Source organism: Pseudomonas sp. TE3899 (assembly GCF_056279105.1).
Map to the genome: position 1 here is coordinate 1,783,242 of NZ_JBWBQR010000001.1, position 21,488 is coordinate 1,804,729.

The window sequence follows — 21,488 nt, forward strand, 5'->3', positions numbered from 1 at the left end:
TGGAGCACCCCATGGCGAAAATCACCCTTGCCCAGCAACTGGCAACCACCCTTGAGCAGGCCGGCGTCAAGCGCATCTGGGGCCTGACCGGCGACAGCCTCAACGGTTTGACCGAAGCGCTGCGCACCATGGACAGCATCGAGTGGATGCACGTGCGCCACGAAGAGGTCGCGGCGTTTGCCGCCGGGGCCGAGGCAGCTGTCACCGGAGAGCTGGCGGTGTGCGCCGGCAGTTGCGGGCCGGGCAATCTGCACTTGATCAACGGGCTGTTCGACTGCCACCGCAACCATGTGCCGGTGCTGGCGATTGCGGCGCAGATTCCGTCGTCGGAAGTCGGCCTCAACTACTTTCAGGAAACCCACCCGCAAGAGCTGTTCAAGGAGTGCAGCCACTTCGTCGAACTGGTCAGCAACCCGGCGCAGATGCCGCAGGTGCTGCACCGGGCGATGCGCAGCGCGATCCTCAATCGCGGCGTCGCGGTGGTGGTGATTCCCGGTGACGTGGCGTTGCAGGAAGTCGAAGACAACCTCAAGCCGTGGCCGGCCCTGTCCAAGCCGCGCACCCTGCCCGCGCCGCAGGATCTGGATCGACTCGTTGAACTGCTGAGCCAAAGCAAAGCCGTGACCCTGATGTGCGGCGCCGGATGTGCCGGGGCTCATGATCAAGTGGTGGCCCTGGCCGATGCCCTTGGCGCGCCGGTGGTGCATGCCTTGCGCGGCAAGGAACACGTGGAGTGGGACAACCCGTTCGACGTTGGCATGACCGGGTTGATCGGCTTCAGCTCCGGGTATCACGCGATGCTCAACTGCGACACCTTGGTGCTGCTCGGCACCGACTTCCCGTACCGGCAGTTCTACCCCACCGACGCCACCATCATTCAGATCGACCACAACCCCGAGGCCCTCGGCCGCCGGACCACCCTGGACCTGGGCATTGCCGCCGACGTCGGCGAAACCCTCGCCGCACTGCTGCCGCGCCTGCCCTATCGCGGTGATCGCAGCTTTCTGGAATCGTCCCTCGAACACTACAAGAAAGCGCGCCAAGGCCTTGATGACCTGGCCCAGCCCTCCGCGCCAGGCCGGCCGATTCACCCGCAATACCTCACCCGCCTGCTCAGCGAACTGGCGGATGACGATGCGATCTTCACCGCCGACGTCGGCACGCCAACCGTGTGGGCTGCCCGTTATCTGAAAATGAACGGCAAGCGCCGGTTGCTCGGTTCGTTCAACCACGGCTCGATGGCCAACGCCATGCCCCAGGCCATTGGCGCCCAAGCGACGTTCCCGGATCGGCAGGTGATTTCGTTGTCGGGAGATGGCGGTTTCAGCATGTTGATGGGGGATTTCATTTCCCTGGCGCAGTTGAAATTGCCGGTGAAAATCATCGTCTACGACAACGCTTCACTGGGCTTCGTCGCGATGGAAATGAAGTCCGCCGGGATGCTCGATACCGGCACCGACCTGCACAACCCGGACTTTGCGGCGATGGCCAACGCCATGGGCATCCTCGGGATTCGCGTTGAAGAGTCGGAAGACCTGGAGCCGGCGTTGCGCCGGGCGCTGGCGCATGACGGGCCGGTGTTGGTGGATGTGATTACCGCGACCCAGGAACTGGCCATGCCACCGACTATCAAACTGGAGCAGGCCAAGGGGTTCAGCCTGTACATGCTTAAAGCCGTGATGAGTGGGCGTGGGGATGAGGTGATTGAATTGGCGCGGACGAACTGGTTTCGTTGATTGCCAAGCCGTGCGCGTAAACCCGTGGCGAGGGGGCTTGCCCCCTCGCCACAAGGGTTTGTGTTGAATGGGGGATTGGTGTTTATCGGCCGGAGAATCGCAGTCGTGACAACTGCCGCAAATCCCCCTCCACAAAATAATCATTGGTCCAACTGTCATCCGCCGCCAATGGCGAAACCTCTTTCAGCGCCAGTTTCTTCGCAAAATAGCGAAACCGGTAATGCTCATAAAACCGCAATAACTCCAAGCCATAGCGGTCTGCCAGATCGGTATCGCCACGAATGATCAGGTAGTTCTCATCATTACCATTACTGGCCGCCGCGCTGAGGTTGTGGCTGCCGCTGATGATCGTCGGCGTGTCGGTGGTGAAGTCGGTGACGATGGCTTTGGTGTGCACCAACAAGTTGCCCTTCTGGCCTTTCATGTTTTCCCGCAGCCAGCCTTCCAGCCCGGTATTGAGCAGCGCGGTGGCGGCGAATTCGGCGGTGCGATCGGCGTGGAAGCCGGTGATGCGGCTGACGGTGTTTTGCAGGCCGTAGCGCAGGATGTCGTCGTGGGGCTCGCCGAGCAAGGCATTGAGGACGTCGTCGGGCAAGGCGAACGCGGTGACGAACAGTACGTCCTTTTTCGCGGCGTTGATGATCTCGACAAACGCTTTCAGATCCCCCTGCCCGGTACGCGGTGAGAACCCGGCGAACAGTGGCTGCGTCGGGTCCACGGGGTTGTTTTGGGTCAGCCAGGTGCGCGTCGCGCCGACGTCCGCCGGGTTCGCCCAGACTTCTTCGAAGGTTTGCAGGTAACTGGCGCCGATCCGCGCGTCGTCGAGCACATGCACCACGTTGGCCTGGCGGTAGACGCCGTTGGGGGTGAAATTGGTGCTGCCGCAGAGCACGGCTTGCGGCCGATGCTCGCCGCCATCGAGTTTGCTCAGGACGATGAATTTGTCGTGGAAGATGTTGTGCGTGACCCGCCCGCGCTTGTTCGCCGCCGGGAGTTTTTCCAGGCTGGCTTCGTTCATCGTCGTGTCTTCATCGTCCGGCTGCGCGTGATACAGCACCCGCACCTTGACCCCTCGGGCGAACGCGGCGTTGACCTCATCGACGATCGACTGCAGCTGGTATTCATAGATGGCAATGTCCAGCGCCCATTGGTCATCCACGGCACGCTGGATAAACCCCAGCAAGCGCCCGAGCAAACCGTTCTCCAGCCACTGCTGCGCCGCCAGCGGCCAGGCTTCGATGGGCATGTGCTTATTGGCGCTGATCTGCGCGTCGAGGTCGGGGAATTTGCGCTGGAATGCCTGACTCGCTGCCACGGCACGGTTGAAGATCACGCGTTGATGGGTGGGGTGGCCGTCGTCGGAGGTGATCGTCAGTTCCAGAAATTCGCCCAGTTGCGGCGCATCCGGCGTGCCATAGGCCAGGTGCACGCGGTAGTGCAGGGTCGTGCCCGGATTGACCGCGTAATCGGCCCAGCGAAATTTCTGCAGCGGTGCGATATCGCTGGGGGTGGCGTGGTATTGGGGGAAGGTGTGGGCCTTGCCGGGGAAGGTCAGGCTGTTGAACAGAAACAGCCACGGTTTGTTGCCGACCTGTTTTTCGATGGCGAAGCCGAGCAGACCTTTGCGGCGCGGTTCGGCCAGGTCCATGGCCAGTAGCACGCCGTTGGTGCCGGCGTAGGCTTTAACGCGGAAATCATCCTGATGGTTGGCGGCTAGCACGCGCATGGTTCACTCCTGTGAAGATGAAAAGATCGCAGCCCGCTACACGTCATCGATATGCCGATACTCCGCCTGCAACTGCGTAGCCAACACCTTAGCCCGTCCCAGCCGAATCGGCCCGCGTTCGATATCAATCAGCAACCCCGGACACGCCAATACCGGCAAGCCTGACCACTCTTTCAGTCGCCCATCGGTCACCAGCAACAGGCGTTGTTGTTCCGCCGGGAAGCGTTTCTGCCGCGCGCTCAGCCAACGTCCCGCCTCGCCCAGCGCCGCCAGCAACGGTGTGCCGCCGCCCGCCCCCAAGCCGTCGAGCCAGTCACGCAAACTGCTGGAAGCCTTCAAACCCTGCACCTGCCATTTCGGCGTGTGGCCGCTGGCCGTCAGCAACGCCAGCCGCGCGCGCTGGCGGTAGGCATCGTCGAACAGCTGCGCCAACAAACCCTTGGCATCGCTCAACGCTTGATGACGACGGGTTGATGCCGAGGCGTCGACGATGACCAGCCACAATTCATGGGGCGAACGGGTGCGCAAATGAAACAGCAGGTCGTCACGTTGACGCGGGCGGCCGTTGAGCAATGTGCCGGGCCAGTTGATCGAGCCTTGCGGTGCCGCACGGCGCTTGCCTTGCCGGCCATGGTCCAGCCGTCCGGCCCGGGGTCTGGCATTCGCCCCCGCGTCAGATCGAGGGCGAATGCCTAGGGCTTTTTTGGCCAGCTCGGCACTTCACGTCGAGCACCGACCGGCAGCGCCTCGGCGGGCATTTCGCCCCACTGGCCCTGGCCTTCGCTCGGGTTGGCGTTTTGGGTCGCGGGGGGCTGGGATTGTTGCGGCGCCGGGTGGGCATGCTCGCGGCGGCGATGACGCAAGGCAAACTCGGCGACCGCGTCGATATCTTCTGCAGTGATCGCCTTGGCCCCGCGCCAGGCAGCGTGGGCTCGGGCGGCGCGCAGCCAGACCAGGTCGGCGCGCAGGCCATCGACACCGGCGGCAAAGCAGCGCTCGGTGATCTGTTCCAGCGCGATGTCATCCAGAGGAATGCTCGCCAATGCGACCCGCGCCTGCTGGCAGCGTTCGCGCAGCGCGTGTTGCAGGCTTTCCCATTCGGCGCAGAAGCCTTGGGGATCGCTGTCGAAAGCCAGGCGACGACGGATGATCTGACCGCGTTCCGTCGGCGCGGTGTGGCCGCTGAGGGCGACGTTCAGGCCAAAGCGGTCGAGCAGTTGCGGGCGCAATTCGCCCTCTTCCGGGTTCATGGTGCCGATCAGCACGAACCTGGCCGAATGCCGATGGGAAATGCCATCGCGCTCGATCAGGTTGGTGCCACTGGCGGCCACGTCGAGCAGCAGGTCGACGAGATGATCGGGCAGCAGATTGACCTCATCGACGTAGAGCACGCCGCCGTCAGCCTTGGCCAGCACACCGGGGGAAAACTGCGCACGCCCGTCGCTCAGGGCGGCGTCGAGGTCGAGGGTGCCGACCAGGCGTTCTTCGGTGGCGCCCAGGGGTAAGGTGACGAACTGGCCGCTGGCGAGCAGGTCCGCGAGGCCACGGGCCAGGGTCGACTTGGCCATGCCCCGCGGGCCTTCGATCAGCACGCCGCCGATTTTCGGGTCGATGGCGGTCAGGTACAGCGCGAGCTTCAAGTCATCGGCGCCGACCACGGCGGAGAGCGGGAAATGGGGGGTATCGGTCATCTTAAATACTCAGTCATGGTCGGTGATTACTCTGTGGCGAGGGAGCTTGCTCCCGCTGGGCTGCGCAGCAGCCCCAACACCTGAAAGCACATTCTGCCTGGCACACCGCATCGTCTGGGTCTACGACTGCTTCGCACCCGGACGGGAGCAAGCTCCCTCGCCACAGGTAGGTGGCGCTTTCAAATGTCGGGTCAGCTGTCCTCTTCTATATCGAGCAACAAATTCTCCAGCGCCTCGCGGTACTCGCCTGGCTCCTGCCACATCCCGCGCTGCTGCGCCTCCAGCATCCGCTCCGCCATATCCCGCAAGGCATGGGGATTGTGCTCGCGCACAAAATCCCGGGTCGCTGGATCGAGCAAATACGCATCCGCCAGCAACGCGTACTGGTGATCGTCGATCAACTGCGTCGTCGCATCAAAGGCAAACAGGTTATCGACCGTCGCCGCGAGTTCGAAAGCGCCCTTGTAGCCATGGCGCTTGACCCCTTCAATCCACTTCGGATTCGCCGCCCGGGAGCGTATCACCCGGTTCAACTCTTCCTTCAAGGTGCGAATCTTCGGCAAGTCCGGCTGACTGTGATCGCCGTGATAACTGGCCGCCGCCTCGCCGCTCAGGGTTTCCACGGCGGCAAGCATACCGCCCTGGAATTGGTAGTAATCGTTGGAATCGAGCAAGTCATGCTCGCGGTTGTCCTGATTCTGCAGCACCGCTTGCACCTGACTCAGGCGCTGGGCGAATTGTTCGCGAGCAGCGGTGCCTTCGTCGGAGCCGCCGTACGCGTAACCGCCCCAGTTCAGGTAGACCTCGGCCAGATCCTCACGGCTTTGCCACAAGCGACCGTCGATGGCGCCCTGCACGCCCGCGCCGTAGGCACCGGGTTTGGCCCCGAAAATCCGCCAGCCCGCCTGACGCCGGGCGGCGTCTTCATCCAGACCGCTGGCCAGCAAGGCCTCACGTTCGGCGCGCACCTTGGCCGCCAGTGGGTTGAGATCGTCCGGTTCGTCCAAGTCGGCGACCGCTTGTACGGCGGCGTCAAACAGGCGAATCAGGTTGGCAAACGCATCGCGGAAGAACCCGGACACGCGCAAGGTCACGTCCACGCGCGGTCGGTCGAGCAAACTGACCGGCAGGATCTCGAAATCATCGACCCGCTGACTGCCCGTGGCCCACACCGGGCGCACGCCCATCAGTGCCATGGCCTGGGCGATGTCGTCGCCGCCGGTGCGCATGGTCGCCGTGCCCCACACCGACAGGCCCAATTGACGCAGGTGGTCGCCGTGGTCCTGCAAGTGCCGTTCGAGTATCAGGTTGGCCGACTGGAAGCCAATGCGCCATGCCGTGGTGGTCGGCAGGTTGCGCACATCCACCGAATAGAAATTGCGCCCGGTGGGCAGCACGTCGAGGCGCCCGCGACTCGGTGCACCGCTGGGGCCGGCGGGGACGAAACGGCCGCTGAGGGCGTCGAGCAAGCCGCGCATTTCGGCGGGGCCGCAGGCGTCCAGGCGTGGGGCGACGACTTCGTGCAGGTTGTCGAGAATGGCATTTACTTCCGACCAGTTCGCATCCTGTGGGTGCGGGCTTTTGTGGTGAGGGGGCTTGCCCCCGTTGGACTGCGCAGCAGTCCCCTGCTTTTCAGGGATAAGCGGGCCCGCTTCGCGACCCAACGGGGGCAAGCCCCCTCGCCACAGTTGCTCACCCTCTGCATTCAAGGTCTGTTCGATCAGCTGGGCGGCGAACAATTCAAGACGCTCGCGGGTATCCCCCGCCGTACGCCACACTTCATCACTGACCGCTTGCAGCTCATCAGGACGCGCACCCGTCCACGGCTCGGCCAACTCACAATCCAGCGGATCAAACCCCAGCGCAAACGCCTTGGCCAACGCCCGCAACACACTCGACTGCGCTCCCCGCCCGTCACCCCGGGGAATCCGCAGCAACGCCAGCAAGGTATCAATGCGCAACCGCCCGGTCGGCGATTCGCCAAAGATGTGCAGGCCATCGCGAATCTGCGATTCCTTCAAATCACACAAATAGGTGTCCAGGCGCGGCAACCAGATTGCCGCATCCGCATCGCTGTCGAGTTTCGCGTCCAGTTGCAGTTCGCGGTCGATATGCGTGTCGCGTACCAGTTGCAGGATGTCGCGCTGCAACTCCCGGGCGCGGCGTGGATCGAGCAGTTGCGCTTCGTAATACTCGTCTGCCAGCAATTCCAGGTTACGCAGCGGGCCGTAGGTTTCGGCACGGGTCAGGGGCGGCATCAGGTGATCGATGATCACGGCCTGGGTGCGGCGCTTGGCCTGGGCGCCCTCGCCCGGGTCGTTGACGATAAACGGATAGATGTTCGGCAGCGGCCCGAGCAATGCGTCCGGCCAGCAATTTTCCGACAGCCCCACACCCTTGCCCGGCAGCCATTCAAGGTTGCCGTGCTTGCCGACGTGGATCACGCCATGGGCGCCGTAGGTATTGCGCAGCCAGAAGTAGAACGCCAGGTAGCCGTGGGGCGGCACCAGGTCCGGGTCGTGATAGACCGCGCTCGGATCAACCTGATACCCCCGGGCCGGCTGGATGCCGACAAACGTCAGGCCGAAGCGCAGACCGGCGATCATCATCCGCCCGCCACGGAACATCGGATCGTTTTGCGGCGGGCCCCAACGCTCCAGCACCGCTTGGCGGTTGGCTTCGGGCAGTGCGTTGAACATCAGGTCGTAATCGACCAGCGCCAGGCTTTGCATGCACGGGCGCTGGTCGAGGGTGTCGAGGTCGTTGCTGACGCCGCCAAGCAACTGCTGGATCAACGCGGTGCCGCTGTCCGGCAACTCGGCGGGCAGCGGATAACCTTCGTTATGCAACGCACGCAGGATATTCAGCGCCGCCGCCGGGGTGTCGAGGCCCACGCCGTTACCGATGCGACCATCGCGGGTCGGGTAGTTGGCGAGGATCAGCGCGATGCGTTTTTCGCCGTTGGGCACCCGCGCCAGATCGATCCAGCGCCGCGCCAGTTCGGCGACGAAGTCCATGCGCTCCGGTTGCGGCCGGTAGCAGACCACATCGGACTGACTGCGCTCGCTGCGCCAGGCCAGGTCCTTGAAGCTGATCGGTCGGCTGATGATCCGCCCGTCGAGTTCCGGCAGCGCGATGTGCATCGCCAGGTCCCGTGGGCCGAGGCCCTGTTCGCTGGCGCGCCAGCCGGGTTCGTTGTCCTGGGCGCAAATCGCCTGAATGACGGGAATGTTGCGGCGAAACGGTCGCAAATGCGGCGCTTCGGGGCTGGATTGGGCGAAACCGGTGGTGTTCAAAATCACCGCCGCCTGCACTTCATCCAACAGGTCCTCGACCACCGTCAGGCAGCCGGGTTCTTTCAAACTGGCCACCGCAATCGGCAACGGGTTCAAACCCGCTGCTTGCAGACGCTGGCAGAAAATATCGATGAAACCGGTGTTCGCCGCCTGCAAATGCGAGCGGTAGAACAGCACCGCCGCCACCGGTTGATCGGCCTGCCAGTCGGCTTGCCAATCGCTCAGTTCTGCGGGGCTTTTTTTCGGGTGGTAGATCGCGGTGCGCGGCAGGGTTTGTGGCTCGGCCCAGGCGTAGTCCCGGTCCAGCCAGCGACTGGCCAGGCAACGGAAAAAATCCAGGGCATTGCCCATGCCGCCCTGACGCAGAAACTGCCAGAGGCGATCACGGTCTTCAGCGCCCACGGTGCTCAAGTCGCTGAGTTCCGGGTCCGGGCGGTCATCGCCGGGCACCAGGATCAGTTGCACGCCGCGTTCGGACAGCTCGACCAGCCGCTCGACACCGTAACGCCAATAGGCGATGCCGCCGTGCAGCGAGATCAGAATCACCTTGGCGTGGCGCAGCACTTCATCGACGTACAAATCCACCGACGCGTGATTCTGCACCTGCATCGGATTGGCCAGGCGCACGCTCGGGTAGTCGTCGGGCAACTGCTGCGCGGCTTCGGCGAGCAGCGCGAGGCTGGAGTCGCCGCTGCACAGGATCACCAGCTCGGCGGGGGTTTGTCCAAGGTCGGCGATGTTGTCATCCGACACGAAACCGCCGGGCTGGGTCCTGAGCAGGTGCATGGCTTAAACGCTGAGCGCGGCGCGCAGTTGCGCTTCGAGTTGCGCGGCGTCCAATTCCTGGCCGATCAGCACCAGACGGGTGGTGCGCGCTTCATCGGCGCCCCACTGACGGTCGAAGTGCTTGTCGAAACGCGTGCCCACGCCCTGGATCAGCAGGCGCATCGGTTTGTTCGGGATCGCGGCGAAACCTTTAACGCGCAGGATGCCGTGCTTGACCACCAGTTGCGTCAGCGCGTCCATCAGCAGGCTTTCGTCGGCTTGGGGCAGTTCGATGGAGATAGAATCGAAGGCGTCATGATCGTGGTCGTCATCGCCGTCACCGTGGTGGTGATCGTGGTGGCTGTGACGGCTGTCGATGTGTTCTTCGGAGCCGGCACCGAGGCCGATCAGCACGTCCAGTGGTACGCGGCCGCTGCTGGCTTCGATGACTTTGACCGCTGGCGGCAGTTCTTCGGCGACTTCCAGGCGTACGCGGGCCAGGTCTTCCGGGCTGATCAGGTCGGCCTTGTTGAGGATCACGAGGTCGGCGCTGGCCAGTTGGTCGGCGAACAGTTCGTGCAGGGGCGATTCGTGGTCCAGGTTCGGGTCGAGTTTGCGCTGGGCGTCGACTTGATCCGGGAACGCGGCGAAGGTGCCGGCGGCGACGGCCGGGCTGTCGACCACGGTGATCACCGCGTCAACCGTGCAGGCGCTGCGGATTTCCGGCCACTGGAAGGCTTGGACCAGGGGTTTTGGCAGGGCCAGGCCCGAGGTTTCGATCAGGATGTGGTCGAGGTCGCCGCGACGGGCTACCAATTCGCGCATCACCGGGAAGAATTCTTCCTGGACGGTGCAGCACAGGCAGCCGTTGGCCAGTTCGTAGACGCGGCCGTTGGCTTCTTCTTCGGTGCAGCCGATGGAGCACTGCTTGAGGATTTCACCGTCGATGCCCAGCTCGCCAAACTCGTTGACGATCACCGCGATGCGGCGACCCTGGGCGTTGTCCAGCATGTGGCGCAGCAAGGTGGTTTTGCCCGAGCCGAGGAAGCCGGTAACGATGGTGACGGGGAGTTTGGCCAGTGTTTTCATCGGATGCCCTTTGGCAAGGTGGCGGGCATACGGGACGACAACCGCGGCGATGAATGCGCGGAAGATTTCGCCACCGGATCACCCCGCCCGGTTGTAGTGAGAATTCGTTTCGAGGCAGGTCTCCTGGCTTCCAGTGCGCCGGCCTTGGTGGCCTGGCATTCGCTGCGCCTTCCCGCGAACCCTTTGGACAGGGCTTGCAGTGGCGTGGCAGCGAACATCACCGTTCACAGTTGCGGGGGCAGCCGCGGCATCGACCGCGTTCCCTTCTTAGCTTCGGCAGACGCCGAAGAACCTCGAAAGCGCAAGGCTACGCATCGGTTGGGGGCGGGTCAACGTCTGCGGGGTGATGATCGTTCCCACGCCCTGCGTGGGAATGCCTCAACGGACGCTCCGCGTTCGGCTTTCGATGGGACGGCGGCGCTCTTGTAGGAGCGAGGCTTGCCCGCGAAGGCAGCGACTCGGTCTTTAACTGAGAACCCCTGCCAATTGACTCCCCGCCCCCGCCCATGCTCTCCTGTGCGCCTTGTTACGGGTGCCCTTCACAGGGTGAAACGGGAAACCGGTGAATCATGTGCTTTACTCTAAAGTCATGTCAGTCCGGTGCTGCCCCCGCAACGGTAAGCGAGCGAAGAATCAGATCCACTGTGCCGGCAGTTCGGCATGGGAAGGCGATTCTTGCAGGTTTCGGCGCAAGCCCAAGCCCCTCGTGAGCCCGGAGACCGGCCCGCAACACAAAGTGACCACTACGATCACTGAATAACAAACCCGCGGTGGGCGGGCGCTGTTTAAACCTCTGCACGCTCGTTTGCAGGGTTTTCATGCGCTCGAATCACCCGCTGACAGACCAGAGGGAAGCGCCATGTCGATCATCAGCAGCACCGACCACAGCAGCACCGCCAGCAGCACCACAACCCTGAGCCAACGCCTGACCGCCGCCGTTTGTGCGTCGATCCTGGGTGCGTGCCTGGTGTATTTCGCCGGTTTCTCGCACATCGAAGCGGTGCACAACGCCGCCCACGATACCCGTCACAGCTCCGCGTTCCCGTGCCATTGAGACCTGCCGACATGTTCAAGCGTATTGCGCAAACCGCAGGTTTTACCGGGTTGCTGGCCGCCCTGTTGTTGACCCTGCTGCAAAGTTTCTGGGTTGCTCCGCTGATTCTTCAGGCGGAAACCTATGAAAAATCCGAGCCTGCGGCCGTGGTTGCTCACGAGCACACCGACGGCGCCATGGCCGCTCACACTCACGACGCCGAAGCCTGGGAGCCGGAAGACGGCTGGCAGCGCGTGCTGTCCACCACGGGCGGTAACCTGGTGGTCGCCGTCGGATTCGCGTTGATGCTCGCTGGTCTCTACACCCTGCGCGCGCCGACCAAAACCGCTCAGGGCCTGCTTTGGGGCTTGGCGGGCTACGCGACCTTCGTACTGGCGCCGACCCTCGGCCTGCCACCGGAATTGCCGGGCACGGCCGCCGCCGACCTGGCACAACGGCAGATCTGGTGGGTTGGCACCGCCGCCTCCACCGCGGTCGGCATCGCGCTGATCGTGTTCAGCCGCCACTGGCTGATGAAGATCCTCGGCGTGGCGATCCTCTCGGTTCCGCATGTGATTGGCGCACCGCAACCGGAAGTGCACTCGATGCTGGCGCCGGAAGCCCTGGAATCGCAGTTCAAAATCGCTTCGCAGTTGACCAACGTGGTGTTCTGGCTGGCCTTGGGCCTGATCAGCGCCTGGTTGTTCCGCCGCAAAAGCGATGGCCAATCCCACGCATGACTGACACCCGCACAGCGCCGACGCTAGTGGTCGGCCTGGGCTGCCAGCGCGGCTGTCCCGCCAGCACGCTGCGGGCGCTGCTCGATCAGGCACTGCAGGCGCATCAAATCGAACTTCGGCAGATCAAGGCGTTGGCCAGCATCGACCTGAAGCGTGATGAGCCTGGCCTGATCGAACTGGCCGCGCAGTTGGGGCTGGAATTGATGTATTTCAGCAGTGAGCAATTGGCCGGTTATCAGCCGCAACTCAGCCATCAATCGCAGATCGCGTTCGAACGCACCGGCTGTTACGGCGTCGCGGAAAGCGCCGCCCTGGCCCTGGCTGAACACCTGGCCCAGGCCCCGGCGAAGCTGCTGATTTCACGACAGAAATACGCCCAGGCCACGCTCGCATTGGCCTGCGCTGCCTGAAATCCCCGATAATCCCCGCCTCGATCATGAGCAATCTTCATCTGAAGCCTTGCCCAAGCCCTTTTTCTGACAGCTCTTTATTTTAGGAACGGATGATGACCGTCTACTTCATTGGCGCAGGTCCCGGCGACCCGGAACTGATCACCGTCAAAGGCCAGCGGCTGATTCGCAGCTGCCCGGTAATCATCTACGCCGGTTCGCTGGTGCCGGCGGCCGTGCTGGAAGGCCACCAGGCGGAAACGGTGGTCAACAGCGCCGAGTTGCACCTGGAACAGATCATTGAATTGATCAAGACCGCTCACGCCAAGGGGCAGGATGTGGCGCGGGTGCATTCTGGCGATCCGAGTTTGTATGGCGCGATTGGTGAGCAGATTCGCTACCTGCGTGAACTCGATATTGCGTTTGAAATCATTCCCGGCGTCACAGCGACAGCGGCTTGCGCGGCGCTATTGGGTGCCGAACTGACGTTGCCGGATATCTCGCAAAGCGTAATCCTCACCCGTTACGCCGACAAGACGTCGATGCCACCCGGTGAAGAACTGGGCAGCCTGGCGCAGCATGGGGCGACCATGGCGATTCATCTGGGGGTCAATCATCTGCAGAAGATCCTCGCAGAATTGCTGCCGCATTACGGCGCGGACTGCCCGATCGCGGTGATTCACCGGGCGACCTGGCCGGATCAGGATTGGGTGGCGGGGACGCTTGAGGACATTGCCGCGAAGGTTGAAGCCAAGGGGTTTCGGCGTACGGCGTTGATTCTGGTGGGGCGTGTGTTGGGGAGTGATGCGTTTAGTGAGTCGTCGCTTTATCGCGCTGGGCATGCGCATTTGTACCGCCCGTAAGATAATCGTCCCCACGCTCTGCGTGGGAACGATCATAAAAAAAACGGCGCTCACGGGGCGCCGTTTTTTTATGTCGCAGCGAGCACCTTAGTAGTAGGCGTTTTCTTTCTGCGTGTGGTCAGTCACGTCGCGAACACCCTTGAGCTCGGGAATGCGTTCGAGCAAGGTGCGCTCGATGCCTTCGCGCAAGGTGACGTCTGCCTGGCCGCAGCCCTGGCAACCACCACCGAACTTGAGGACGGCGATGCCGTCTTCGACCACATCGATCAGGCTGACCTGACCGCCGTGGCTCGCGAGCCCCGGGTTGATCTCGGTTTGCAGGTAGTAGTTGATGCGCTCGTTGACCGGGCTGTCGGCGTTGACCATCGGTACTTTGGCGTTTGGTGCCTTGATGGTCAGCTGGCCGCCCATGCGGTCGGTGGCGTAGTCGACCACCGCGTCGTCCAGGAAAGCTTCGCTGAACGAATCGATGTACGCGGTGAAGCTTTTGAGCCCCAACGCGGTGTCTTCAGGTTTTTCTTCGCCCGGCTTGCAGTAGGCAATGCAGGTTTCGGCGTACTGGGTGCCAGGCTGGGTGATGAAGACGCGGATGCCGATGCCTGGGGTGTTCTGCTTGGAGAGCAGATCTGCCAGATAATCGTGGGCGGCGTCAGTGATGGTAATAGCGGTCATGGAAACTCCTCGCAGGCTTGGGCGCAGTTTACGCCAATCATCGCGCGGCACAAAGTCCTAGTATTTTTGTCGGGAAAGCGCCGGCACGGGTTGATCAACCGTTTCGCCGTCAATCCGGGCTTTAAGCCACCGATAGCTGCGTTTTTCCACCCATTCGTAACTTGCCCAGGAACCCAGGCCGATGGTCGCCGCGCAAACGGTGAACATCGCGTAGGGATTCACGCCATAACGCTGTGCGACAAATCCACCGGCGGACAGCACCAGCACATGCATCAGGTACACCGAGTAGGAACAATTACCGAGCAGTTCGAACACCCGGTTGTGCTCGACATAGCGTTCCAGCGAGATGCACGCCATCACCAGCACGGCACTTGGCAAGCCCCAGGCCAGGAATCGAGGCTCCGGGGCCAGGTGATAAATGGTCAACAACGCGCCCACAATCCCCAGCAACGGCAGGTATAACCCCGGTTTGATCCAGCCCCGGCGATAAACCATGCCAAGGGCAATCCCCAGCAAAAACTCATAAACGATGTCCGAACGGTAGAACTCGCTGACCCAGCCATAACCGGTCCAGGCCTGGCACACCGCGAACAGCAGCGCCGCGACGATCCATAACCGCCAGTGCAGACGGAACAGCAACGCCCAGCCGAACAACAGGTAAAACAGCATTTCGTAGTTCAACGTCCAGCCGACGTTGAGGGTCGGATAAATCCCATAGCCGCCGGGATTCTCCGTAGGAATAAACAACAGCGACAGCAGGAAATGCGACCAATCGACCGTCTGATCCGGCAACACCGGTCTGGCGAATACGACCACCAACGCCATCAGCGCGGTATACAGCCAATACGCCGGGACGATGCGAAACAGCCGATACAACAGGAATCGCGCCGGCGGCAGGGATTTGCCCTCGGTGGACAGGAAAATCACCAGCCCACTGATGACAAAGAACACATCGACCCCCACCGCGCCCTTGTCGATAAACGCCTGCCCCACCGGCCCACGGGCGTGGAAGTCGAAGAAAATCTGCATGAAATGGTGGCCGACCACCGCCCAGGCCGCGATGAAGCGCAGGGCTTGTACCGACATCAACATCAACCGCCCTCCCGTCAAATCACCGCATAGTCCTTGTAGGAGCGAGCTTGCTCGCGAAAGCGGCGTGTCAGTCGACATCAATGTTGAATGTGACGGCCTCTTCGCGAGCAAGCTTTGCTCCTACAGGGGATTGGCGGCATTACAGGTGGGACACCGGACGCTGTTCAAAGGTCGATCAAAGATTCTCGTACCGGTTCATGTCCAGCACGCCCTCTTCCACCGGGTCGGTTCCGTGAACGTACTGGCTCAGATCATGGAAGTAGAACCAGAACTGCGGATGACTGCGCCGAATCCCCCAGCGCTCGACAATCTTCTCGAAGCGATGGGCATCCTTGGCGTTCTCCATCGCATCCACAAACGCCGGCACCTGATCCGCCGGGATGTTGAACATGAAGTTGGGATAGCTGCTGAGCACGCCCGGGTAAATGGTCAATGTGTCGAGCCCTGGCTGATAACGCAGGGACTCGCCGAGCAGGAACGCCACGTTGCTGTGGGCACGGTTGCGCAGCAGGCTGTAGATCTCGCGTTTACCGCTGGCCGATTCGATGCGCAACATGGTCGCTTCCGGCAACTGATCAATCACCTTCAACCCCGCCGCCGGCCGCGACGTCAGGCGACTCAGGGCCTGTTCGGCGTTCTGCAACGCCGGGTCGATGTTCGGCCGCGAGCAATAGGCACCGTCGCAACGGTTGATCGGATCAGGCTTGGCATTGAGTTCGCCGTAACGGCCCAGCAACTGCATCGCAAAGTCGCGCTTCGGGTCTTTTTCGTCGAGTTTCAGCGCGGTGGGCTTGTCGTTGTCGATGGACTCGTAATCCAGCCACATCTTGAATTTGCCGCCGCTCTGGTACCAATCGTCGAGGTAGTCGTCCCGGGAATCGGCCGGCATCAGGCGCAGGAAGTTTTGCTCGGCACCGTTGCGGATCAGGTCGAAATACAGGCGTGTCTGGGCCTGATGGGAGACGTTGCCGAACACATCGAAGTTGACCGCCAACTGGTAATAGGTGCGTTCCAGCAGCGGGAAGTCGAACAGCCAGATGGTTTGCGGCACGTCACCGATCAGGCCCTTGTTCACCGAGGCGCTGTCGAAGTGGCGGAAGATCGTCAGCAGCGCGTTGTCATTGCCCGCCCACAACGTCGACCAGCTCGGCACCGGCGCATCGGCGTAGCTGTCCCGGCGCAGGGCTTCGTATTCGTTGCGCTTGTCGCGGTAGTCGCGCCACAGGCTCAGGACGCTGCCGACATCGTCGTTCTGCCCCGGCATCGCCAGCAACGGCGTGGCCTGGCCGCGGTAGTTCGGGTCGATGATATAGAGGTCATGCTCCGGGGCCTGGAACAGCGCCCAGAAGTGATCGCGAATCACGTCGGTGGCGATCTGACCCCGGCACACCGGGCCACGAATAAAGGTGCGCACGAAGTATTCGGCGTTATCCAGCATGAACTGATAGCGCGCCTGAGCCGGGATCGCCTCGAACGTGGTGAACGGATTGGCCCGCCGCTCCGGGCCATAACCCGGCAAGGCGTTGACCTGCCAGTTGCCACTGAAGAACAGGCTTTTGACCCGCGACAGCTTCGCGGCGCTGAGCGGATAGGTGATGTGAGTCTTCTGCACGATCACCCCTTGCACCGGCCACAAGCGGTAATAAACCTGGGTGCCCGGATCGTCGTTCGGGCGGCGGGTGTTGATCAGATCGATCGGCTGGCCGGTCGGCGTGCGCGAACGCACCCACTGGAAGAAATGCCCCGGCTCGCCATCCTTGAAATAGATGTGCGCCAGGAACCAATGCTCGAACAACCAGCGCCCCACCAGACTGCCACGAGAGCCGGGCGCGTTAAGCAGGTTTTCCCATTGCACCACCTGCAAGGCTTCCTGCGCGGACGGCACCAGGCCTTGTTCATCAATCGGTGCCCCGGACGCGAGCCAGCGCTGCAACGTCTGGTATTGCTGATCGGTCAGGCCGGTCACCGCCAGCGGCATGCCTTCCTTCGGGTGCGCGCCGGCATAACCGTCGAACTCCGCCGGCATGGCGCACATGTTTTCCCGGTTCAGGCCCAGCACGATGTCTTCCGGCAACTTGGCGTTGGGGGTCAGCGGAGTTTTGTGGCCCAGTTCCAGCATCCGCGCCATCAACGCCGCCTGGCTGCCTTGGGCGTCGAGCACTGAATAGAAGTCCTTGTGCTGCCACGCCAGTTTGCCGAACGCGTCATAAAACAGCCGGGTCGGCGCGGCGGCCACGCTGCGTTCGCCGTCGTAGACCGGAATCTTGGTCGCGCCACGGGCCGCCCCTTCGCCACTGCCCAGATTGAGCTGACAGGCGGAGTCGTAGCAGGCGTGGCAGGCCACGCACTTTTCGGTGAAGATCGGTTGGATGTCACGGGTGTAAGAGATTTCGGGACTTTGCGCAGCGGCGCCCCAGCTTGATAGCAGCAACAAAATGCTGACAACGACGCGATACGACATATCCCTGGTCCCGATCATGAAAAAACGCCGCGATTCTACCGGGCTACCACCGCCACCAACATGAGCGATATTCATGCAAAACCTTGGCATGCTCTAAAAGCGCACAGGTTTGCTATTATCCCGGCCCTTCGTCATGGTCTTTCCGAGTAGTCCAAATGTCCGATCGCAGTGTTCGCCTTCAAGCTCTCAAGCACGCCCTCAAAGAGCGCATCCTGATTCTCGACGGTGGCATGGGCACGATGATCCAGAGCTACAAGCTCGAAGAGCAGGATTACCGTGGCAAACGCTTCGCCGACTGGCCGAGCGATGTGAAAGGCAACAACGACCTGTTGGTGTTGACGCGCCCGGACGTGATCGGCTCGATTGAGAAAGCCTACCTGGATGCCGGCGCCGACATCCTCGAAACCAACACCTTCAACGCCACTCAGGTGTCCCTCGCCGACTACGGCATGCAAGGCCTGGCGTATGAGTTAAACGTAGAAGGCGCGCGCCTGGCCCGCAAGGTCGCCGACGCCAAGACCCTGGAAACCCCGGAGAAGCCGCGTTTCGTCGCGGGCGTGATCGGGCCGACCAGCCGCACCTGCTCGCTGTCGCCGGACGTGAACAACCCCGGCTACCGCAACGTGACCTTCGATGAACTGGTGGAAAACTACACCGAGGCCACCAAAGGCCTGATCGAAGGTGGGGCCGACCTGATCCTGATCGAAACCATTTTCGACACCCTGAACGCCAAAGCCGCGATCTTCGCTGTGCAGGGGGTTTTCGAAGAGCTCGGCATCGAACTGCCGATCATGATTTCCGGCACCATCACTGACGCCTCCGGCCGTACCCTGTCGGGCCAGACCACCGAAGCGTTCTGGAACTCCGTGGCCCACGCCAAGCCGATTTCGGTGGGCCTGAACTGCGCCCTCGGCGCCAGCGAGTTGCGTCCGTACCTGGAAGAGCTGTCGAACAAGGCCGACACCCACGTCTCGGCACACCCGAACGCCGGCCTGCCGAACGAATTCGGCGAGTACGACGAACTGCCGGCGCAAACCGCCAAGGTCATCGAAGAATTCGCTCAAAGCGGCTTCCTCAACATCGTCGGCGGTTGCTGCGGCACCACGCCGGGCCACATCGAAGCCATCGCCAAAGCCGTGGCCGGTTATGCGCCGCGAGTGATTCCCGAGATTGCGAAGGCTTGTCGCCTGTCGGGCCTGGAGCCGTTCACCATTGATCGCAACTCGTTGTTCATCAACGTCGGCGAGCGCACCAACATCACCGGCTCGGCCAAATTCGCCCGCCTGATCCGTGAAGACAACTACACCGAAGCCCTGGAAGTCGCCCTGCAACAGGTCGAAGCCGGCGCCCAGGTGATCGACATCAACATGGACGAAGGGATGCTCGATTCGAAGAAGGCCATGGTGACCTTCCTCAATCTGATTGCCGGTGAGCCGGACATCTCCCGCGTGCCGATCATGATCGACTCCTCGAAGTGGGAAGTGATCGAAGCCGGCCTGAAATGCATCCAGGGCAAGGGCATCGTCAACTCGATCAGCATGAAAGAAGGCGTCGAGCAGTTCATTCATCACGCCAAACTGTGCAAGCGCTACGGCGCCGCAGTCGTGGTGATGGCGTTCGACGAAGCCGGCCAGGCCGACACCGAAAAGCGCAAGAAAGAAATCTGCAAACGCTCCTACGACATCCTGGTCAACGAAGTCGGCTTCCCGCCGGAAGACATCATCTTCGACCCGAACATCTTCGCCATTGCCACCGGCATCGAAGAACACAACAACTACGCCGTCGACTTCATCAATGCCTGCGCCTACATCCGCGATGAGCTGCCGTATGCGCTGACCTCCGGCGGTGTGTCCAACGTGTCGTTCTCGTTCCGCGGCAACAACCCGGTGCGTGAGGCGATCCACTCGGTGTTCCTGCTGTATGCGATCCGCAACGGCCTGACCATGGGCATCGTCAACGCCGGTCAGCTGGAGATCTACGACCAGATCCCGGCCGAGCTGCGTGACGCCGTGGAAGACGTGGTGCTCAACCGCACGCCGGAAGGCACCGACGCCCTGCTCGCCCTCGCCGACAAGTACAAGGGCGACGGCAGCGTCAAGGAAGCCGAGACCGAAGAATGGCGCGGTTGGCCGGTCAACAAGCGCCTGGAACATGCACTGGTCAAGGGCATTACCACGCACATTGTTGAAGACACCGAAGAGTCCCGGCAGTCGTTCACTCGCCCGATCGAAGTGATCGAAGGCCCGCTGATGTCGGGCATGAACATCGTCGGCGACCTGTTCGGCGCCGGCAAAATGTTCCTGCCGCAAGTGGTGAAATCCGCCCGCGTCATGAAGCAGGCCGTGGCCCACTTGATCCCGTTCATCGAACTGGAAAAAGGCGACAAGCCGGAAGCCAAGGGCAAGATCCTCATGGCCACCGTAAAAGGTGACGTGCACGACATCGGCAAAAACATCGTCGGCGTGGTGCTGGGCTGTAACGGCTACGACATCGTCGACCTCGGCGTGATGGTGCCGGCGGAGAAGATCCTGCAGGTGGCCAAGGAGCAGAAGTGCGACATCATCGGCCTGTCCGGTCTGATCACGCCGTCGCTGGATGAAATGGTCCACGTCGCCCGCGAGATGCAGCGCCAGGACTTCCACCTGCCGCTGATGATCGGTGGCGCCACCACCTCCAAAGCGCACACGGCGGTGAAGATCGAGCCCAAGTACAGCAATGACGCGGTGATCTACGTCACCGACGCCTCCCGCGCCGTGGGCGTGGCGACGCAGTTGCTGTCCAAGGAATTGAAGCCGGCCTTCATTGAGAAGACCCGCCTGGAATACATCGAAGTCCGCGAGCGCACCGCCAACCGCAGCGCACGCACCGAACGCCTGAGCTACCCGGCGTCCATCGCCAAGAAGCCGCAGTTTGACTGGAGCACGTATGAGCCGGTCAAGCCGACGTTCACCGGTTCGCGGGTGCTGGATAACATCGATTTGAAGGTGCTGGCCGAGTACATCGACTGGACGCCGTTTTTTATCTCCTGGGACCTGGCCGGCAAATTCCCGCGCATCCTCGAAGACGAAGTGGTCGGTGAAGCCGCCACCTCGCTGTACGCCGATGCCAAGGAAATGCTCGCCAAGCTGATCGACGAAAAACTGATCAGCGCCCGTGCGGTGTTCGGTTTCTGGCCGGCCAACCAGGTGCGTGAGGATGACATCGAGGTTTACGGCGATGACGGCAAGCCGATTGCCAAGCTGCATCACTTGCGCCAACAGATCATCAAGACCGACGGCAAGCCGAACTTCTCCCTGGCCGACTTCGTCGCGCCGAAGGACAGCGAAATCACCGACTACGTGGGTGGTTTCATCACCACCGCCGGGATCGGCGCCGAAGAAGTGGCCAAGGCGTATCAGGATGCGGGCGACGATTACAACTCGATCATGGTCAAGGCCCTGGCCGACCGTCTGGCCGAGGCCTGTGCCGAGTGGTTGCACCAGCAAGTGCGTAAAGAACACTGGGGTTATGCCAAGGACGAGACCCTGGACAACGACGCGCTGATCAAAGAGCAATACACCGGCATCCGCCCTGCCCCCGGCTACCCGGCCTGCCCGGATCACACCGAGAAAGGCACGCTGTTCGCCCTGCTGGATCCTGAAGCCAGTGAAATGCACGCCGGGCGCAGCGGCGTGTTCCTCACCGAACACTACGCGATGTTCCCGGCGGCAGCGGTCAGCGGCTGGTACTTCGCGCATCCGCAGGCGCAGTACTTCGCCGTGGGCAAGATCGACAAGGATCAGGTGCAGAGCTATACGTCGCGCAAAGGCCAGGAATTGAGCGTGACCGAGCGTTGGTTGGCGCCGAACCTGGGTTACGACAACTAAGCCTCACATGATCGTTCCCATGCTCCGCGTGGGAATGCCTCAATGGACGCTCCGCGTCCGCTTTTGGGA

The 21,488-nt window shown here is 62.2% G+C and carries 14 protein-coding genes and 2 riboswitches; of the genes, 6 read left to right on the plus strand and 8 right to left on the minus strand.

The window, feature by feature from the left end:
• Positions 1-11 precede the first annotated feature (11 nt).
• Entirely contained in the window at positions 12-1,736 is a 1,725-nt protein-coding gene (gene poxB, locus ACZ89E_RS08005; RefSeq protein WP_149661242.1) for a ubiquinone-dependent pyruvate dehydrogenase, read from the plus strand.
• 82 nt (positions 1,737-1,818) lie between these two features.
• Here poxB and ACZ89E_RS08010 read toward each other — a convergent pair whose 3' ends face one another.
• The 5 genes from ACZ89E_RS08010 to cobW all read right to left on the minus strand — a co-directional run bounded on the left by ACZ89E_RS08010 (position 1,819) and on the right by cobW (position 10,303).
• The gene (locus ACZ89E_RS08010; protein WP_476255305.1) at positions 1,819-3,462 is read right to left on the minus strand and encodes a phospholipase D-like domain-containing protein; all 1,644 of its coding nucleotides are present in this window, start codon (positions 3,460-3,462) and stop codon (positions 1,819-1,821) included.
• A 36-nt stretch (positions 3,463-3,498) separates the two neighbouring features.
• Positions 3,499-4,101 (minus strand): vWA domain-containing protein, encoded by a 603-nt coding sequence (locus ACZ89E_RS08015; RefSeq protein WP_476257030.1) that lies wholly within the window; start codon positions 4,099-4,101, stop codon positions 3,499-3,501.
• Between the two features lie 53 nt (positions 4,102-4,154).
• On the minus strand, positions 4,155-5,153 hold the full coding sequence (locus ACZ89E_RS08020) for a magnesium chelatase ATPase subunit I (protein ID WP_476255306.1): 999 nt from the start codon (positions 5,151-5,153) through the stop codon (positions 4,155-4,157).
• A 191-nt stretch (positions 5,154-5,344) separates the two neighbouring features.
• The gene (gene cobN, locus ACZ89E_RS08025) at positions 5,345-9,235 is read right to left on the minus strand and encodes a cobaltochelatase subunit CobN (protein ID WP_476255307.1); all 3,891 of its coding nucleotides are present in this window, start codon (positions 9,233-9,235) and stop codon (positions 5,345-5,347) included.
• Positions 9,236-9,238: 3 nt separating this feature from the next.
• Positions 9,239-10,303 (minus strand): cobalamin biosynthesis protein CobW, encoded by a 1,065-nt coding sequence (gene cobW, locus ACZ89E_RS08030; RefSeq protein ID WP_149661247.1) that lies wholly within the window; start codon positions 10,301-10,303, stop codon positions 9,239-9,241.
• Between the two features lie 96 nt (positions 10,304-10,399).
• A riboswitch (cobalamin riboswitch) is annotated at positions 10,400-10,614 on the minus strand.
• Positions 10,615-10,816: 202 nt separating this feature from the next.
• A riboswitch (cobalamin riboswitch) is annotated at positions 10,817-11,045 on the plus strand.
• Positions 11,046-11,162: 117 nt separating this feature from the next.
• Here cobW and ACZ89E_RS08035 point away from each other — a divergent pair.
• The 4 genes from ACZ89E_RS08035 (at position 11,163) to cobM (ending at position 13,328) form a co-directional block, all read left to right on the plus strand.
• The gene (locus tag ACZ89E_RS08035; protein WP_123408989.1) at positions 11,163-11,357 is read left to right on the plus strand and encodes a CbtB domain-containing protein; all 195 of its coding nucleotides are present in this window, start codon (positions 11,163-11,165) and stop codon (positions 11,355-11,357) included.
• A gap of 11 nt (positions 11,358-11,368) precedes the next feature.
• Entirely contained in the window at positions 11,369-12,076 is a 708-nt protein-coding gene (locus tag ACZ89E_RS08040; RefSeq protein WP_476255308.1) for a CbtA family protein, read from the plus strand.
• Positions 12,073-12,486, plus strand: a complete 414-nt coding sequence (locus tag ACZ89E_RS08045; RefSeq protein WP_463260550.1) for a cobalamin biosynthesis protein — start codon at positions 12,073-12,075, stop codon at positions 12,484-12,486. The genes ACZ89E_RS08040 and ACZ89E_RS08045 overlap by 4 nt, the downstream gene beginning before the upstream one ends.
• A gap of 95 nt (positions 12,487-12,581) precedes the next feature.
• Positions 12,582-13,328 carry a precorrin-4 C(11)-methyltransferase gene (gene cobM / locus ACZ89E_RS08050; protein ID WP_476255309.1) on the plus strand — a complete coding sequence of 249 codons (747 nt, stop codon included), beginning with the start codon at positions 12,582-12,584 and terminating at the stop codon, positions 13,326-13,328.
• Between the two features lie 87 nt (positions 13,329-13,415).
• On the opposite strand, the gene nfuA is transcribed toward cobM, so the two are convergent.
• The 3 genes from nfuA to ACZ89E_RS08065 form a co-directional block, all read right to left on the minus strand.
• Positions 13,416-14,000 carry a Fe-S biogenesis protein NfuA gene (gene nfuA / locus ACZ89E_RS08055; protein WP_007898222.1) on the minus strand — a complete coding sequence of 195 codons (585 nt, stop codon included), beginning with the start codon at positions 13,998-14,000 and terminating at the stop codon, positions 13,416-13,418.
• A 57-nt stretch (positions 14,001-14,057) separates the two neighbouring features.
• The gene (locus tag ACZ89E_RS08060) at positions 14,058-15,092 is read right to left on the minus strand and encodes an acyltransferase family protein (protein WP_476255310.1); all 1,035 of its coding nucleotides are present in this window, start codon (positions 15,090-15,092) and stop codon (positions 14,058-14,060) included.
• Positions 15,093-15,267: 175 nt separating this feature from the next.
• Entirely contained in the window at positions 15,268-17,553 is a 2,286-nt protein-coding gene (locus tag ACZ89E_RS08065) for a fatty acid cis/trans isomerase (protein WP_476255311.1), read from the minus strand.
• A gap of 155 nt (positions 17,554-17,708) precedes the next feature.
• On the opposite strand from ACZ89E_RS08065, the gene metH reads away from it, so the two are divergent.
• On the plus strand, positions 17,709-21,419 hold the full coding sequence (gene metH / locus ACZ89E_RS08070) for a methionine synthase (protein ID WP_149661253.1): 3,711 nt from the start codon (positions 17,709-17,711) through the stop codon (positions 21,417-21,419).
• Positions 21,420-21,488 lie beyond the last annotated feature (69 nt).